General features: G+C 43.6%; 13 protein-coding genes. 7 read left to right on the forward strand and 6 right to left on the reverse strand.

Annotated elements, in window-relative coordinates; all coding sequences use genetic code 11:
* Nucleotides 1-441: 441 nt before the first annotated feature.
* Both ACFFGT_RS16655 and ACFFGT_RS16660 read right to left on the reverse strand, forming a co-directional pair.
* Nucleotides 442-927, reverse strand: a complete 486-nt coding sequence (locus ACFFGT_RS16655) for an adenylyltransferase/cytidyltransferase family protein (protein WP_377023654.1) — start codon at nucleotides 925-927, stop codon at nucleotides 442-444.
* 63 nt (nucleotides 928-990) lie between these two features.
* On the reverse strand, nucleotides 991-1,410 hold the full coding sequence (locus ACFFGT_RS16660; RefSeq protein ID WP_377023655.1) for a YybH family protein: 420 nt from the start codon (nucleotides 1,408-1,410) through the stop codon (nucleotides 991-993).
* 203 nt (nucleotides 1,411-1,613) lie between these two features.
* Here ACFFGT_RS16660 and ACFFGT_RS16665 point away from each other — a divergent pair, with 203 nt between their 5' ends.
* The 6 genes from ACFFGT_RS16665 (at nucleotide 1,614) to ACFFGT_RS16690 (ending at nucleotide 8,337) form a co-directional block, all read left to right on the forward strand.
* Nucleotides 1,614-2,492 (forward strand): PfkB family carbohydrate kinase, encoded by an 879-nt coding sequence (locus tag ACFFGT_RS16665; RefSeq protein WP_377023656.1) that lies wholly within the window; start codon nucleotides 1,614-1,616, stop codon nucleotides 2,490-2,492.
* A gap of 292 nt (nucleotides 2,493-2,784) precedes the next feature.
* Complete coding sequence (locus ACFFGT_RS16670) at nucleotides 2,785-3,882, forward strand: vWA domain-containing protein (protein ID WP_110585920.1); 1,098 nt, start codon at nucleotides 2,785-2,787, stop codon at nucleotides 3,880-3,882.
* 91 nt (nucleotides 3,883-3,973) lie between these two features.
* Nucleotides 3,974-5,479 carry a sigma 54-interacting transcriptional regulator gene (locus ACFFGT_RS16675; RefSeq protein WP_377023657.1) on the forward strand — a complete coding sequence of 502 codons (1,506 nt, stop codon included), beginning with the start codon at nucleotides 3,974-3,976 and terminating at the stop codon, nucleotides 5,477-5,479.
* A gap of 15 nt (nucleotides 5,480-5,494) precedes the next feature.
* On the forward strand, nucleotides 5,495-6,790 hold the full coding sequence (locus tag ACFFGT_RS16680; RefSeq protein ID WP_377023658.1) for a metallophosphoesterase: 1,296 nt from the start codon (nucleotides 5,495-5,497) through the stop codon (nucleotides 6,788-6,790).
* Between the two features lie 32 nt (nucleotides 6,791-6,822).
* On the forward strand, nucleotides 6,823-7,713 hold the full coding sequence (locus ACFFGT_RS16685) for a UbiA family prenyltransferase (protein WP_377023659.1): 891 nt from the start codon (nucleotides 6,823-6,825) through the stop codon (nucleotides 7,711-7,713).
* Between the two features lie 3 nt (nucleotides 7,714-7,716).
* Nucleotides 7,717-8,337 (forward strand): class I SAM-dependent methyltransferase, encoded by a 621-nt coding sequence (locus tag ACFFGT_RS16690; RefSeq protein WP_377023660.1) that lies wholly within the window; start codon nucleotides 7,717-7,719, stop codon nucleotides 8,335-8,337.
* Nucleotides 8,338-8,404: 67 nt separating this feature from the next.
* Here the strand turns inward: ACFFGT_RS16690 and ACFFGT_RS16695 are convergent, their stop codons facing one another.
* Nucleotides 8,405-8,953 carry a histidine phosphatase family protein gene (locus tag ACFFGT_RS16695; RefSeq protein ID WP_377023661.1) on the reverse strand — a complete coding sequence of 183 codons (549 nt, stop codon included), beginning with the start codon at nucleotides 8,951-8,953 and terminating at the stop codon, nucleotides 8,405-8,407.
* A 19-nt stretch (nucleotides 8,954-8,972) separates the two neighbouring features.
* Nucleotides 8,973-9,254, reverse strand: coding sequence for an ATP-dependent Clp protease adaptor ClpS (locus ACFFGT_RS16700; protein ID WP_090530789.1), 282 nt, complete (start codon nucleotides 9,252-9,254; stop codon nucleotides 8,973-8,975).
* A gap of 100 nt (nucleotides 9,255-9,354) precedes the next feature.
* Here ACFFGT_RS16700 and ACFFGT_RS16705 point away from each other — a divergent pair, with 100 nt between their 5' ends.
* Nucleotides 9,355-10,224, forward strand: a complete 870-nt coding sequence (locus ACFFGT_RS16705; protein WP_377023662.1) for a DOMON domain-containing protein — start codon at nucleotides 9,355-9,357, stop codon at nucleotides 10,222-10,224.
* Nucleotides 10,225-10,308: 84 nt separating this feature from the next.
* Here ACFFGT_RS16705 and ACFFGT_RS16710 read toward each other — a convergent pair whose 3' ends face one another.
* Complete coding sequence (locus tag ACFFGT_RS16710; RefSeq protein ID WP_377023663.1) at nucleotides 10,309-13,119, reverse strand: hypothetical protein; 2,811 nt, start codon at nucleotides 13,117-13,119, stop codon at nucleotides 10,309-10,311.
* 109 nt (nucleotides 13,120-13,228) lie between these two features.
* A complete protein-coding gene (locus ACFFGT_RS16715) occupies nucleotides 13,229-15,946 on the reverse strand; it encodes a TonB-dependent receptor (protein ID WP_377023664.1) in 2,718 nt (905 codons plus the stop codon).
* Nucleotides 15,947-16,036 lie beyond the last annotated feature (90 nt).

Here is a 16,036-nt window from a genome sequence, read left to right on the forward strand (position 1 = left end):
CAAGCTTTTTTCTATGGACTTACATCGTCGCGCTCTTGGCCGCGCGGGGCCAGATACTTTTGTCTTGACACAAAAGTATCCAAAAAGTCAAGTCAGCAGATAGGCTTCTTTGCCGCACGCCCGTCCCGATGCCCATCGCGGAGGCCTTTGCCCTGCAAAACGAACAGAACCACGGGCTGCAATTATTTTGCCCTGCTGCGCTCGCACTTTCCCAATGCTTCTGCAAAAACTTGCTATGCCCCTTCCTGCGCTCAAGACCACCATTGTTCTGTCCGCTTTCACCCGAAGCTTACCTGCTGACGGGAACATTTTTTATTTATCATGTCATGGGTAGCCTGTCGAAGCATGATGGGCAAGGCCTCTGCGCGCGTCCTTCGACAGGCTCAGGATGACAGACCCTTCACACCTAATATCATTTCTACTTCATAGTCCACTGGATTTTTACTCAGCCTGACTTTTATAGTACTCCTTCACAGCCTCGGGCATAAGATGCCAGTATAAAGCAGGTTCCTCCCTGATCCTTGCAGCCTGCACCGGTACAATTTTGCAGGGCTCCTCGTAAATAACACTTTCACAATCTAAAAACCGGCCCATATAGGCCCCATATGTTTCGGAAGCGAATATTACATCAATAGGCGGCAGCTTTTTCTTAAGGTAGCTTGCCCAAAGCCGCGACATATTTTCTATTGACTCACCGATACCCGGCAACATAGCCTCATCGTAACTTAATAATACAGGTTTAACCCTATCGTCGCCGGCATAAGTTTTTTCGAGCCAGCCGAGCCTGATATCTCCGGCAATGGGCTCGTCATCACTGGCGCCAATAACCACTACAAGCTCGTCACAATGCTCAAGCGCGTAACCAATCAAAGCCATATGCCCTATGTGCAGCGGCAAAAACTTTCCAATTACCAAACCTCTTTTCATGCAGTAGCATTAAATCAACACCTCGTTTTTTATCTAATCTCTCATCTCCAACCACTAATCTCTCTACGAAGTATGGTCACACACTATTTTCCACTCACCCTTAATTTTCCTGAACCATAATGTAAAATAGCCGCCGGGCGTATCTTTTTTGCGGGTTAGCTTCCATCCGCCTAAAACAAAAGCGTTGGTTGCATCCAATACTTTTACCTGTATAATATTGAAAGTTAGCTGCCCCATGGCGGCTTCGTCCGGATATGTTTGTTTATAATGCTCAAGTGTTGTTTGCCAACCGTAAGTGGGGGCTGTTTTTCCTACAAAAACCAGCGAGTCTGATTTCCAGTAGGTTTGCATAAACCCTTCAATATCGCCCCGGTTCCAGGCCTCTTCCTGTGTGTGCATTACTTTCAGGATGGCTTGCCTGTTTTGCGCGAAACAACCCGTGGCGGCAAGTACAAACACAAAACTCAGTAATATTCTTTTCATATAATAAAGGTAGCTTTTTGTCTGAACCTGAATTTTAAGAATTGCCCGAATTAACAGAATTAAAAGCAAAAAATTCTATTAATTCTTTAATTCGCTTAATTCAGGTTCAGAGAATATACATAATCCCTGTTCTGACAAAAGAAACAAAATTCAACTTAATACAGTATATTTGGGTTCATCTGCAATAAAAAACAACATTAACTATGGGAAATCAGGTATTAAGCTTTGGCGAAGTTTTATGGGATGCTTTTGGCGATGGAAAAAAAGCCGGCGGCGCACCTATGAACGTAGCCAGGCATCTGGTGCAGCAAGGTGTAAAAACAGCATTTGCGAGTTCGGTAGGGATGGATAACTCAGGCGATGCACTGATTGGCTTTTTAAAAAGCAACGACCTGTATTCAGACCTGATCCAGGAGGACGATGAATTTCCAACCTGCGAGGTTACTGTGCAGCTTGATGAAAATAATACAGCCACTTATATTATTCCCCAGCCTGTTTCGTGGGACAATATACAACCTTCGGCCGCACTTATTAAAGCGGCGCAGGGTGTAAAAGCCATTGTGTTTGGCAGCCTGGCTTGCCGTACAACTACTACGCGCGAAACTTTATTAAACCTGCTTGATGAAACCCCTGCATTAAAAGTGTTTGACGTAAATCTTCGTCCCCCTCATTATACCTTGTCAACTATTGAAACCCTGGTTGCCCGGGCCGATGTAGTGAAAATGAACGAGGAAGAAGCAGACTTGCTTATAGGCGGTGGCAGCGCCTCCCTGCGCGACAAGATCGGTGAGTTCCGCTCCAAATACCATAGCCAAACCATTTGCGTAACCCGCGGCGAGCATGGTGCACTGGTATGGCACGACCATGAATTTTATGACAGCCCCGGCTGCCCCGTAAAAGTAGCCGATACCGTAGGCGCCGGTGATGCTTTCCTGGCAACATTTGTATCTGGCTTACTTTCAGGCAAACCTATGCAGCAAGTGGTTGATAAAGCCTGCTCCGTTGGCTCATACGTAGCCAGCCAGCGCGGCGCAAACCCGGTATATCCACCTGAACTACTGAACAGCCTGGCGTATATTTAGTATCCTAACACTACCAGCGTCATTGGGAAGTACGAAGTAATCCCCGACTATACAGATCCGCTCTGTATAGCATGAGGTTGCCACGCTATCGCTCGCAATGACATAATTATATCATCCCATCCTAATGCGACGGAGGCATGTTTTCTCATTTGCACATCTGAAATCTGCAAATCTGCACATCAATCCTCTCCTCCCTTAATTGTCATGCTTACCTAACAATTTACTTTATCACGCTCACAGCGAAACTTTTCATGAAAATATTCCGTTCCTTTATGTACAGAAAGGACAAAATATGCGCGGTTTTGGATTTTCCAAATTTAAGCCCAACCAAATCCCTAAAGGCGGATTTGATGAATTGTTAAAATTATTCCTCGAGTTGCTCAACTATACATCGGGCGATGCAGGCGAAGCTTTAGCCTGGCTTAACGAACTCGATAAACAATATAACCTCACCAACGATGATTATGGCATGGGCGATTTCATCGATGAGCTGAAACAAAAAGGCTATCTCGATGAGGACAACCAGAACGGTGAGTTTAAGATCACAGCAAAAACTGAGCAAAGCATCAGGCAGTCGGCACTGGAAGAAATCTTCGGCAAGCTAAAAAAATCAGGCAAGGGCAATCATCGCTCTCCCCAATCGGGCCAGGGCGATGAAAAAAATGCCGAACGCCGGGAGTTTGAGTTTGGTGACAGCCTTGATCAGATTGATATGACCCAATCTATCCACAACGCACAGGTTAACCATGGTATCGGCGATTTCATGATGACCGAACGCGATCTTGAAGTAGAGGAGATGGACTACAAAACCCTCACTTCAACCGTGCTCATGATCGATATTTCGCATTCCATGATCCTTTACGGCGAAGACAGGATCACCCCGGCCAAAAAAGTAGCCATGGCCCTTGCCGAGCTCATCCGCACCAAATACCCTAAGGATACGCTGGATATTGTTGTTTTTGGCAATGATGCATGGCCTATAACCCTGCAGGATTTGCCGTACCTGCAAGTTGGCCCATATCATACCAATACTTATGCAGGTTTAGAACTGGCTACTGATCTGCTTCGCCGGCGTAAAACGCATAACAAGCAAATTTTCATGATCACCGATGGTAAGCCAACCTGCTTAAAGGAAGGCACGAGGTACTATAAAAACAGCATTGGGTTAGACAGGAAAGTGGTTAACAAAACCCTTAATATGGCCGCACAATGTAAACGGTTAAAAATACCTATCACCACATTTATGATAGCTAAAGATCCTTATTTGCAGCAGTTTGTTCGTAAATTCACGGAAACAAACGGCGGTAAAGCGTTTTACAGCTCCCTGAACGGCCTTGGTGAGTACATTTTTGAGGATTACATCAGGAACAGGAGAAAGACTGTTAGGTAAGACCTCGCCCCCCAGCCCCCTAAAGGGGGAGTATTAAAACAAAAAATTAATCGGTGAAATCATATCTCATCGATGAAATCATAACAAACGAATGAGTAAATTATTAGATATAAAAACCCTCGGCCAGCTGAAGCAAACAGGCTACAAAAGCCGTTCGGTTAAAGATGAATTACGTGCTAACCTGATTGAACAGCTTAAAAAACGCGAAGGCGGTTTTGAAGGCATCATCGGTTTTGAAGATACCGTTATCCCCGACCTGCAAACTGCTATCCTATCGCGCCATAACATTTTATTGTTAGGCTTACGCGGCCAGGCAAAAACCCGGATTGCCCGTTTGCTGGTTAACCTGCTTGATGAGTATATTCCATATATTGAAGGATCAGAATTATTTGATGATCCTTACAACCCTATTTCGTGGTTTGGTCACAGCATCATTACCGAAAAAGGTGACGATACCCCTATCGGCTGGATCCATCGCTCTGAACGATATACCGAAAAACTGGCTACACCTGACGTTACCGTTGCCGATTTAATTGGCGATGTTGACCCCATCAAGGCAGCTACTTTGAAATTAACCTATTCGGACGAACGTGTGATCCACTTTGGGTTGATCCCCCGTGCACACCGCGGTATCTTCGTAATCAACGAGCTGCCCGATCTGCAGGCCCGGATCCAGGTATCGCTGTTCAATATCCTGCAGGAAAAAGACATCCAGATCCGTGGTTTTAAACTGCGCTTACCACTGGATATTCAATTTGTGTTTACCGCCAACCCTGAGGATTATACCAACCGCGGTTCGATAGTTACGCCGCTTAAAGACCGTATTGAAAGCCAGATCCTGACGCATTACCCGCGCTCGGTTGAGATTTCACGTAAGATCACCCAGCAGGAAGCATCTCTTACAGATGATCAGCGTATAGCTATCGAAGCTGACGGTTTGGTGAAAAACCTGGTTGAGCAAATTGCTTTTGAAGCCCGCAACTCTGAATATATCGACAAAAAATCGGGTGTATCGGCACGTTTAACTATTTCTGCCTATGAAAACCTGATCAGTAATGCTGAACGCAGGATGATCATCAACCACGAAAAAACAACGTTCGTACGCATTACCGACTTTTTGGGCGTGATCCCTGCCATTACCGGTAAAATTGAGCTGGTTTACGAAGGTGAGTTGGAAGGCCCTGGCAAAGTGGCCAACATCCTGATAGGTAAAGCGATTAAAAGCTTACTGTTATCATTTTTCCCTGATCCTGAAAAGGCTAAAAAAGCCAAAGCTCCTAACCCATATGCCGCTATCATTAACTGGTTTGGCGATGGCAACAATGTAGCTTTGGTTGATGATATGCCAATACAGGAGTACAAAAAAGCCCTGGAAGAAGTTGCAGGCTTGAAAGACCTGGTTAAAAAGATCCACCCTCGCTTAGGCGAAAGTCAGCAATTGCTACTGATGGAATTTGTACTGCATGGCCTGTCAGAATTTTCACAATTGAACAAAGGTTTTCTTGATAATGGCTTCGCGTTTTCGGATATGTTTAACAGTTTGTTTAATTTGCAGCCCGATGATGACGACCTTGATATTGACGACGACCGATACTAAATATATTGCGCTGATATGATTTTTAAAGCGCTGAGTATTTTATTCTGGATCATAATTGAGCTACTGGCCGACCGGTATGTATTACAGGGCATCCGCGGCGCATTCAAAAAATGGCGACTGCTTCAATCAAAAGCATTCGCCATTTTTTATTGGACAATCTCAGCCCTTACTGTTGCCGCCCTTTTAACCGGCGGCTACATAACCATGGCTGGCACCGGCGTACGTGCCGCCTGTTTGCTGATAACATTTATCCTGCTTATTTGTAAATTCACTTTCATACTGTTCATTTTTGCCGATGATATCAGGCGCAAAATTGTGCTGAAAAAAAAGAAAGCTGCAACTGCTGCTGCAACTAAAACTCCTGACACTGCTGCAACTGCTACTACCATAGATGCCATCCCCCGTTCAGAGTTCCTTTTAAAAGCAGGCTTGCTTGCTGCGGCCGTTCCACTGGCTGCTATAAAAAAGGCCATGCCCAAAGGCTCGTACGATTATCATGTACTTTACAAAACCATGTACCTGCCCAATTTACCCAGGGCTTTTGATGGTTTAAGGCTCGGGCAGATCTCGGATATCCACTCAGGCAGCTTTTATAACAAAAAGGCAGTGCTTGGCGGTGTTGAAATGTTATTGAAGGAAAAAACCGACCTGATATTTTTTACCGGTGACCTGGTTAACGGCGAAGCTTCAGAAATGACCGATTACCAGGACATCTTCACTAAAGTAAAGGCACCGCTTGGCGTTTTCTCAACACTTGGCAATCACGATTATGGCGACTATGGTGATTGGGATTCCCCTATAAATAAAAAGAAAAACCACGATGACCTGATAGCCACCCACAAAAACATGGGCTGGGATCTGCTCCGAAACGAAAACCGCCGCCTTAAGATTGATGGCGAAGAAATAGGCATCTTAGGAATCGAAAACTGGAGCGAATACAGCAGGTTCCCTAAATACGGCCGTATGGACCTGGCAGCAAAAAACACTGATGACCTGCCGGTAAAACTCCTGCTTTCGCATGATCCCTCACATTGGCGGGCTGAGGTGCTCCCTAAGTACCCACAAATTGATGCTATGTTTGCCGGGCACACCCACGGGATGCAGTTCGGGGTGCGTACCGAACATTTTCAATATAGCCCCATCACCTATGTTTATAACGAATGGGCTGGCCATTACCAGGAAAAAATGCAACAATTATATGTAAATGTAGGCTTTGGCTTTGTTGGCTTAACGGGCAGAGTTGGAATATTGCCGGAGATTACGATATTTACATTAAAAGCAGGCCAGGATCCATCACAACCAATTTCCTAAACGATCAGGCGCAAACTGCTACCCCGTTACCGATGAAGAAATTATTACAACCTGTATTAGATTTCCTGCTCTTCAGTAATATTTTCATGTCGCTTTGTGCTGTAGCACAGGCCCTGCTAACCTTTCATTTAATCGGATCAAAACCAGTGTTCCCTGTTTTGGGCTTATTGTTTACCTCAACACTGGGCATTTACAATTTTTGTATCCTGATAACCCGCCCGGCCAAGCCACAAAGGTCGCCATACAGAAGGGTACGCTGGTTTTTTGCGCACTATAGGCTAATGGTAACGTTTACTATTGTTTCCCTGTTATCGCTGATCCCGCTGTTTTTTATCATCACCACCGAATCAAAGATCCTGCTGATATTTCTCAGCATCCTTTCTTTTGGCTACGGCCTGCCTCTATTCACCGTTGGCGAGCACAAATTTGGCTTGCGGAACATCCCCGGCTTAAAGCCCTTTTTAATAACCCTGGTATGGACAATGAGCTGTGTGCTATTCCCTGTATTAGAGTCGATGCACAATCACCTCACGGACATTTCCATGCGCGACACCACTATACTCATAGCCAAGCGTTTTTTGTTTATAGGTGCGCTGACAATCCCCTTTGATATCCGCGATCTTTTTGACGACCGCAAAATGGGCCTCAAAACCATCCCGGTAGTTTGGGGCGAAAAAAATGCTTACCTGTTTTGCCAGGTGTTGCTTGCCGGCTACATTGTGCTGATGTTCCTGTTCAGGCAAAATGGGTTTAGTCTTGATTTTTTTGCGCTTACCCTTACCATGTTCCTCACAGGCTGGCTCATCTTCAGATCGGCCTGGGAAAAGAACGAGTACTATTACTTTTTTTACCTCGATGGCGTGCTCATCTTACAGTATGTTATGGTAGTAGCGTTCAGTTCCCTCAAATACTTTTTTCATTAAACCATGGCTGCCAATTATGATAATTCGGCATGGTTTTATGATCTGCTTTCAAGATTGGTATATGGCAGGGCGCTGGTAAATGTACAGGTATATTTACTAAGCTTTGTTCCCGCAGGCAGCAAAATACTCATAGCAGGCGGCGGAACAGGCTGGATCCTGGACGAGCTCACCAAAATACACCCGGCAGGTTTAAAAATCGCCTACATCGAAATTTCGGCTAATATGCTTACCCTCTCCCAAAAAAGGCAAACCGGCCAAAATGAGGTTGTGTTTATTAACGATGCTGTTGAAAACGTAAAGCTCCCCCCTGATTTTGATGTGGTGATCACCCCTTTTTTATTCGATAACTTTTTGGATGAAACGGTAGATAGTGTTTTTAACCATCTGCATAACCGGCTCAAACCCGGCGGTCTATGGCTCAATGCAGATTTTCAGCTTACCGGCCGCTGGTGGCAAAATTTACTGCTCAAAAGCATGTTTATTTTTTTCAGGCTGCTTTGCGGGATAGAAGCCAGCAGGCTACCGGCCATTGAAAAGCATTTTAATGCGGGAGGATATAACATAATTAAGAATAAAACCTTCTTTGGGGATTTTATTGTGGCAAGGGTTTATAAGAAGCTATAAATTCAAACTTACTATTTGAAGTATGGGAACGGCTAAACAATTACGTACAGGTTTGTACAACCAACACTTAAAAACTACAAGCCGCGGCAGGCGTAATCCCTTCTTTATCCTGGGTTAATGAGGGCTTACCTTTTTTGAAGGTTACTATCCAGATACTGTCAAAATCATTATCCGGCCATTGCAGGTCTTTAACTTTTAGACCAAGGGCTTTCAGTATGGGTTTGATCTGGCTGTGTTCCCAAACAACAAGGATAGTCCCTTTTTTTGAAGAGAGCTCGCCGGCTATACCTCCGGCATCTTCTTCTTCAAATTTGCTATTGATGGTTAGATTATATTTCACGGCTAAGGGTGATACGGTTTGAAACATCCGTGAACGGGGAGTGGATTTACCCAAATTAAGTGCCGGTACATAAATATGATCGGGCAAGCCGAATTTTGCTTTTAAAACTTCGGGGAGTTTGAGCGAACGGTTGAACCCGGCACATGAAAGGTTATCGCCAACCTCCGGTTTTTCGGCATGGCGAATGAATACCAGCTTCAGGTTTTTACCCTGCCCACAAGCAGTCAGTGTTGCCCAACCGACTATTAAAAAAAGTAAAAGTGATCTTTTTATCATACCGGTTGTTATTAGTGTTTTATTCTACTGAAACTGTTAGCCCTTCCTGCTGAAGGATCTTTCGATAAATTTCCATTTCGGTAAAGGAGCCTTCAAGTACGGCGCATTTGCCTTCGTTGTGTACTTTCCATGCTATCTTTTCGGCTTGTGGTTCGGAGTAATCCAGGTACTTCATCATGCAATGGATCACGTGGTCAAAAGTGTTAAAATCATCGTTCCAGAGTATTAAACGATGCATCTCTTTAAGTCCTGCAAGTAACTCTTCGAGGGTAAATGTTTCTTCCTGTACTTCGGTTGGCATACGTAACTACAAATTTACTCAAAAACAATAATAAAAGTGTTAAAATCGTGTTCGATGGTCTTAAAAATCATGTTACACACAAACCCTAAATAATTTCCACATGAAAAAAGCATATCCGGCTTTTGTTTTGGCATTAGCTGCACAACTTTTGGCTGCTCATCACTCATCGGCCCAAAGTACTAAAAATAGCTTACAGGGCCCGCCAGCTAATATTAATGTTGATGGCGACCTGAAAGAATGGGGCGATAGTCTGCGTTATTATAACGACGAAAAGAAGCTAAATTATGCACTGGCCAACGATAAAGATTATCTGTATGCTGCCATCCGGGTGAGCGACCGGCTTGATAAAATAAAAGTATTAAATGCAGGGATCACACTAAGCATTGATCCTAAAGGGAAAAAGAAAGATAGCTTTACCCTTACTTTTCCCTTAGCAGCCCCAGGTGAAAAGCCGGAGTTTGCAAAACCAAAGGATGATAACGGCGAAATTACCCAGGCCGACCGTGACGAGCTGATGCGCGAACGGATAACCAAGTTGCGGTATATTAAGGTTGTTGGATTTAAGGATATTGATGGCGATATAATCACCACATCAAATACCTATGGCATTAAAACAGCTATAAATTATGATACCAATGGCGATTTGGTTTACGAAGCAGCTATACCATTGAGTTTTTTCCATGCCGGTAATGATGCCTTTAAAGATGAATGGGCTTTTAACTTTAAGATCAATGGCATTCAACGCCCAACAGGAGGTGGCGGTGCCGGAGAGGGTGATGGAGGAGGCTTTGGCGGTAGTGGCGGCCGCGGAGGAAGAGGCGGCGGTGGCGGAGGAATGGGCGGCCGTGGCGGAAGAGGCGGTCGTGGTGGTGGCATGGGCGGCGGCGCAGGCCGAGGTGCAGCCGGCGGTTCTGGCGAAATGTCAAAGTCCGTTGATTTTTGGGAGAAGTATTATTTGAGCGGCAAATAAGTTATTGGCAAAAAGAAAGTCCGAAAGAAAAAAGCATTGCCTTAATCTTTCGGACTTCCCGACTGTGGACTTCCGACTTCGAAATTACTCCACCTTATACCTGTAAACCTGCCTGCCTAAATTGCCAAATCCATCAATGCCTTCAATAACAATGCGATATGTTCCTTTGGTATCGGCATTAAAATAATCGAATGAGGTTTTGCCTTTTTCATCGATGATTATATTCGGATTCCAATAAATAGTTGAGCGTAAATCAGGTGTTTCATTATTAGTTTTTGGAGTTGAGTATTTGGGCGAATAGAAAACGCGTGCTTTGTAATAACCTTTAAAAGGATAAGAAATAAGCCCTGAAGGTGACTCACTGGTCACAAAATTTCCAACACCGTGGTTAGTAGTTATGACTAATGCACCGGCAGACATCCCCGAACCATATATCAGTGTGTAACTTTGCCCCCTTAAAACTTCGATGCTGTAAACATCATTTACATTTACACTATTCAAAGCATCACCAGGTATTATATTACCGTTAATGATAACTGACATCTTTTTTCGGCTCCTGTCGTTAATCGGATTACCATCAGCATCAAAGGATACACCAAATATTTTACCGAGCAGGCAATCGGATAATCGTGCGCAACTTTTTAATAACTTGTCACCCATAATCACCTGATCTGCATTGCCCGCACCATTAAGATTTGATGATTGGCTCATATCCGGTTTTTTATTTAAACGGGTAGACCGGATATTAACCTGCTTCAAAGTAGTGGTGTCTGTACCTGCATACCTGCGGGTTGTAACAACAATAATTGGCTTGTTTGAATTAGGTTGAAAAATGAGGCGCACGCTTTCTATTTCCTGGGGATAAAATACAGATAATGTATTTCTGTCGCGCCAGGCTCCGTCAACTACAACTTTTCCTTGATTTTCAGGTAGTACAACCGAATTAATGGCATTCCCATTTGATACACGAGAACCAAAATAACCTACCTTGGTTACGGGTTCAATTTCACGCAGGGCTTCTTCTAATGAAAGGTATACTTTATTGTGCACGCGCTTCATATCAACCAACCGCTGCTCATAGGTACCATAATTGTCTAAATTGTCATCTTTAGCTTTTTTCTTTCCCTTTATAATAACCTCTTTAATTTTGAGGCTGTCTGTAGGGGTTGCGGCTTGAGCCAAGTTTGTATCATTTGGTTGTTTGCCAAATGTACCCGCTAATACGGCATCGGGCTCTGTGTAATTAGTCCGCCTCTCAACTTTCGCCAAATCAGGCTGCTTAACAAAAATGGATACGTTTTTGCCGTTATTCTGTTTCCGGGCCTGCACCACGATTTTAGCAGTATCAGATACTTCGACATTAGTAAATTTAAAATTGCCGTTAATATCCGATATAGTATCCCTGTAAAAGTTTTCACGACTTGCAAACAGGCTTACTTTACCCATTGGTAGCGGTTTGCCGCCAGGGGTTTTAATTGAACCTTCCAGTTGCAGCGCTTGCTCGGCCGGATAGGTTGTTAGTAAGGGTTTGTCGCTTAGTAGCTGCTTCCATTCAAAGCTCCGGTATCCCTGGGTAAGCATGAGCATATCAAGATCATCCCGCTTTTGATCCGTAACATTGGTAAAATAATAGTTAGGCTTTTCTATATTGCCTTTGAGCTCGGATGTAAGGAGCAGGTTGTTTATAATAGTACTTTCCTCGTCTTCATTTACACCAACCCGGCTTTCATTAATTACAGCTACTGAAAAACTACCGGATGCCGGGTTGTTTCCATTATCCGTAGCGAGAACATTGACGGCTATTTTTTGCCGGGTTGTAAATTTTTGATCGGGCAGGTCAATGTTCAATTTAAGCGTATCGTTTTTACTTATAAAAGCAATACGCTCATTGAGCGGTTCTCCGTTTTGACTAAACAGCGTAAACCTGCAAATGCCTGATGGAAAACGGTGTTTGTTTATACGCATAATATATGCTGGTTCGTCAAGATTAAAGAATGTTGTATAATACACCTGTCCGTTTGCCTCACCTATTAAATAATACCTGGAGTGCTGTTTAGCGGAAAAAGTAGCAGGGGCCGAGTTTACTTTTATATTAATGCTGTCGGCCAGGCGGTTGTTTACGGTTAAAACAAATCCATCGCTTTGGGCTTTCGGTAAATCGACCTCAAAGGCATGCCCCTGGCTATCTTTTATTTTGGCTTTATATGTTTTGCCTGTTTGCGGGGTAAGGGCAAATATACCCATGCCTAAGTGTTGTGTATTAAAAGCAGCAACCTCGTTGCCCTCGTTATCTGTTATCGTTCCGGAAACGTCTTCACCAGAGCCGTTTTTGTTTACCGCTTTAATTGCCACCTTTGAGCGTAAGCCATTAATGAGTTGCCCTCCTTCCGGAAAAAATTGAACATCAGGATTTATAATATTTTTATTTGCCCCTTCGGTTAATAGCGCCAGCTTTCCTACTCTTATTTTTTGATCATAAAAGGCCGGATACGGTTTGTTGCGCATCCAATTAGTGTAAGCCCTTATCCGGTATGTTCCGGGAGCATATGAAGAGGCTATTGTAAAATCGCCCCATGTTACACCCGCATCGAGTTGTAAATTAATCCGCTTGAGCACGGAGTCAATGGGGCTAATCAGTTCTACATGTAATACCCCGCTGATATCAGAGGGTTTATGATCCACGCCTGAAACTGTGTAAGCCTTAAACCAAATGGTATCTCCGAGACTGTACGAGGGCCTGTCAAGATGTAGGTATACCTTTTCAGTTGGGTTTGATATTAATTGTTTGTTTAACAGGCTTGCTGTTTTGCTTAAAAAGGAGCTATCTGTTTGTGCATGTAGTTGCGCAAAAGAAAAAGCAAAGCAAGCTAATATTAAATAGCGTAGATATTTCATAAGGTTTAGTAAAGTAATGCCAATATATTGGTTTTTATTTGACCATAACCAATACAGAAGGTTTAAATATTAACCTTATTATAAATCGTATTTGTTTAAAATACGATTATTATTCCACCTTATACCTGTAAACCTGTCGGCCTAAATTGCCATCGGCATCAATACCCTCAATTATAACACGGTATGTACCTTTAGCATCGGCATTAAAAAAGCTCATGGAGGTATTACCATCTTTATCGGTTAACAAACCCGGCGCCCAGTAAATGGTACTGCGAAGGTCCTGCATTTGGGCATTGGTTTTAGGATCATCATATTTAGGCGCATAAAACTCGCGGGCTTTATAATATCCTTTAGGCGCATAAGTGGCTATACCCGGCGCGTATTTGTTGTAAACTGCGTCGCCGCCACGTTTGGTTGTAATAACTAAAACGCCACCTGATCCTCTTGAGCCATAGATGGACGTATTACCTATAGTTCTTAATACTTCAACCGTAGCTACTTCACTTGGGGCAAGATTATCCAGGAAGTCGGGCTCAACATACGTGCCATCGAGAACAATTTGCATCGGTGTGTTTTGACTCCGGGTTGAATACGGAATCCCGCCTTTAAATATCACAAAATTAAGCCGCCCCTGCAGCACTTGCGACAGCGTTCCGCCGCCAAATTGAAGGTCTTTGGTAGTAAGTGTTTGATCGGCATTGCCGGGCCCGTTAAGGTTGGCCGAGTTTTTAAAAGGGTTTTCCCGTTTCTCGCGGATCACCACTTCTTTTAAAACTATAGTATGGTTGCCTATACCATATTTAACCTGTTCATCATATAGCTTTTTACTGTTTAACAGATAGGCCGATGCCCCGTCATTAATGTTTACCTGGATATCGGGTGTATTTTTGTTAGGGCCTACAGGTTGAGGGCTTACGTTATCAAGGGTGATATCGAGGTTTTTCCGGTCCTTGGCAGTGCGTGCCTGGATCACAAATTTGATGCTATCCCTGAAAACAAGATCTTTAAAAGTAAACTTGCCATCAGCATCGGCAACGGTATCAATAATAAAGGTACCGCCCGAGGTTGAAAACAAGGTAACCTTGCCGTTAGGTACCGGCTTGCCGCCGAAAGTTTTAAGGTGACCTGTTACTTCCAACGATTTTTCGGGCTTGAAAACTATCGGGGTAAATTTACCGGCAAGCAGTTGTTTCCATTCAAAACGATGGTAGCCTTGTGTAAGCATCAGCACATCAAGGTCGGCTTTGGTTTGGTTACTTATATTGGTGAAGTAATAGTTAGGCTTTTCAATATATCCCTTCAAATCCGAGGCAAGCAGCAAGGTTGAAAATATCGAACTTTCGTTTACCTCATCAGTAGTAACCTTTGATTCATCAATAACCGATGCTGAAAAACTGCCAATAATGGGTTTATCCTCACTGTTTTTGGCATTGAGGTTTATGGTCACTTTCTCACGTGGTTTGTAGCTTTGCTTTTCTGTGGTAACCGCAAGCTTGAGCTGATCGGGATTTTGAACAAAAATAAGGCGCTCATTCAAAGGCTCGCCGGCAGCCGAAAACAATGTAAATTGAATGATGCCCGATGGGAATTTATTTTTAGGGATGGCAGCCGAAAAGGAGGTTGCCCCATCTTTACTTTTACCTGCATAACAAAGTTCGCCACCCGATTGCGCTATGAGCGTTAAGCCTGATAATGAAGCCGTACCGTTGCCGGTGTTTTTGCCGGGGATGATTGATACAAACACCTTATCATCGCGCATACTGTTGATGCTTAACACATAGCCGTTATCAACCGCTTTGGGCAAATCAAAAACACCTTCAGAGCCATCGGTATAGGTAATATGCGCTTTGTATGTTTTGCCGCTTTCGGGTTCAAAATTTACGGTACCCATACCAAAATGACTTTGGCCCAACTCCGAAATCTGGTTATTTTGATCATCGGCAATATAGCCTTTAACATCAACTCCCAGCCCATCGGCGCCAACAGCTTTAAAAGCCACTTTTTCAAAAACGCCGTTTATTAAATTTCCGCTTTCGGGAAAAAACTGGACATCAACCTTATTGAATATTGTTTTTATAGGTATGCTTTTGGCAACTGTACGTTTTTCATCAAGCTTAACCTCCGTATTGATATGCCCCGTTGTTATGGAAACCGGCAGGTTGTTAGTAAAACTGGCCGTAAGGTTACCCTTATCGTCGGTTATACCTTTTCCTCTTGATATAGATTTTCCGTTTATTTCAACCTCGTAACTTACGGGTTTGTTAACATAGGCTATACCATTAAGGTCGGTATAAGTAATTACAGCGGTTACTTTTTGTTTGCCGTTTAATGTACTGTAAGTATAGGCGGTTTTGGTGAAAACCCTGTTACTTATGCTGTTTACCACGGTTATGGTTTTATCAAAAAAGTAAGCCTCGCTTTCGTTACGCATCCAATTGGTATAGGCGCGGATACGGTAATTACCTTCGGCCATGGTATCGGCCAGGGCAAAATCTCCTACTGTTAAACCTGCCGTTAGCGGAAGTTTCAGACTGCGCTTTACCGAATCTTTATCATCAATAAGGTCAACATTCAGGGTTTCGCTATAGGCTGAAAGCTTGTGTTCGCTGCCGATAGTAACGTAGGCTTTAAACCAGATATCCTCGCCAATGGCATAACTGGGTTTATCAAAGTGGAGGTAAACTTTTTCCTGCGGATGTTCAGCCCGCCATTTATCAAGCTGCGCAATAATTTTTGTTACCAGTTCATCGTCGGGTTGTATAAAAGCTAAGGCAGCACCAATAATAAAGGTGATCAGTATCCCAACCGATAGGCGTTTGAAGTTCATAGAAAGGTAAATCTTGAACTACCAAGATACGCAAAAAGTATTTACGCATTTATAACAAGTATGATACTGTCTATAGTACTAAGTCCGAAG

The sequence above is a fragment of the Mucilaginibacter angelicae genome (assembly GCF_042434235.1).
Taxonomy (GTDB): Bacteria; Bacteroidota; Bacteroidia; order Sphingobacteriales; family Sphingobacteriaceae; genus Mucilaginibacter; species Mucilaginibacter angelicae.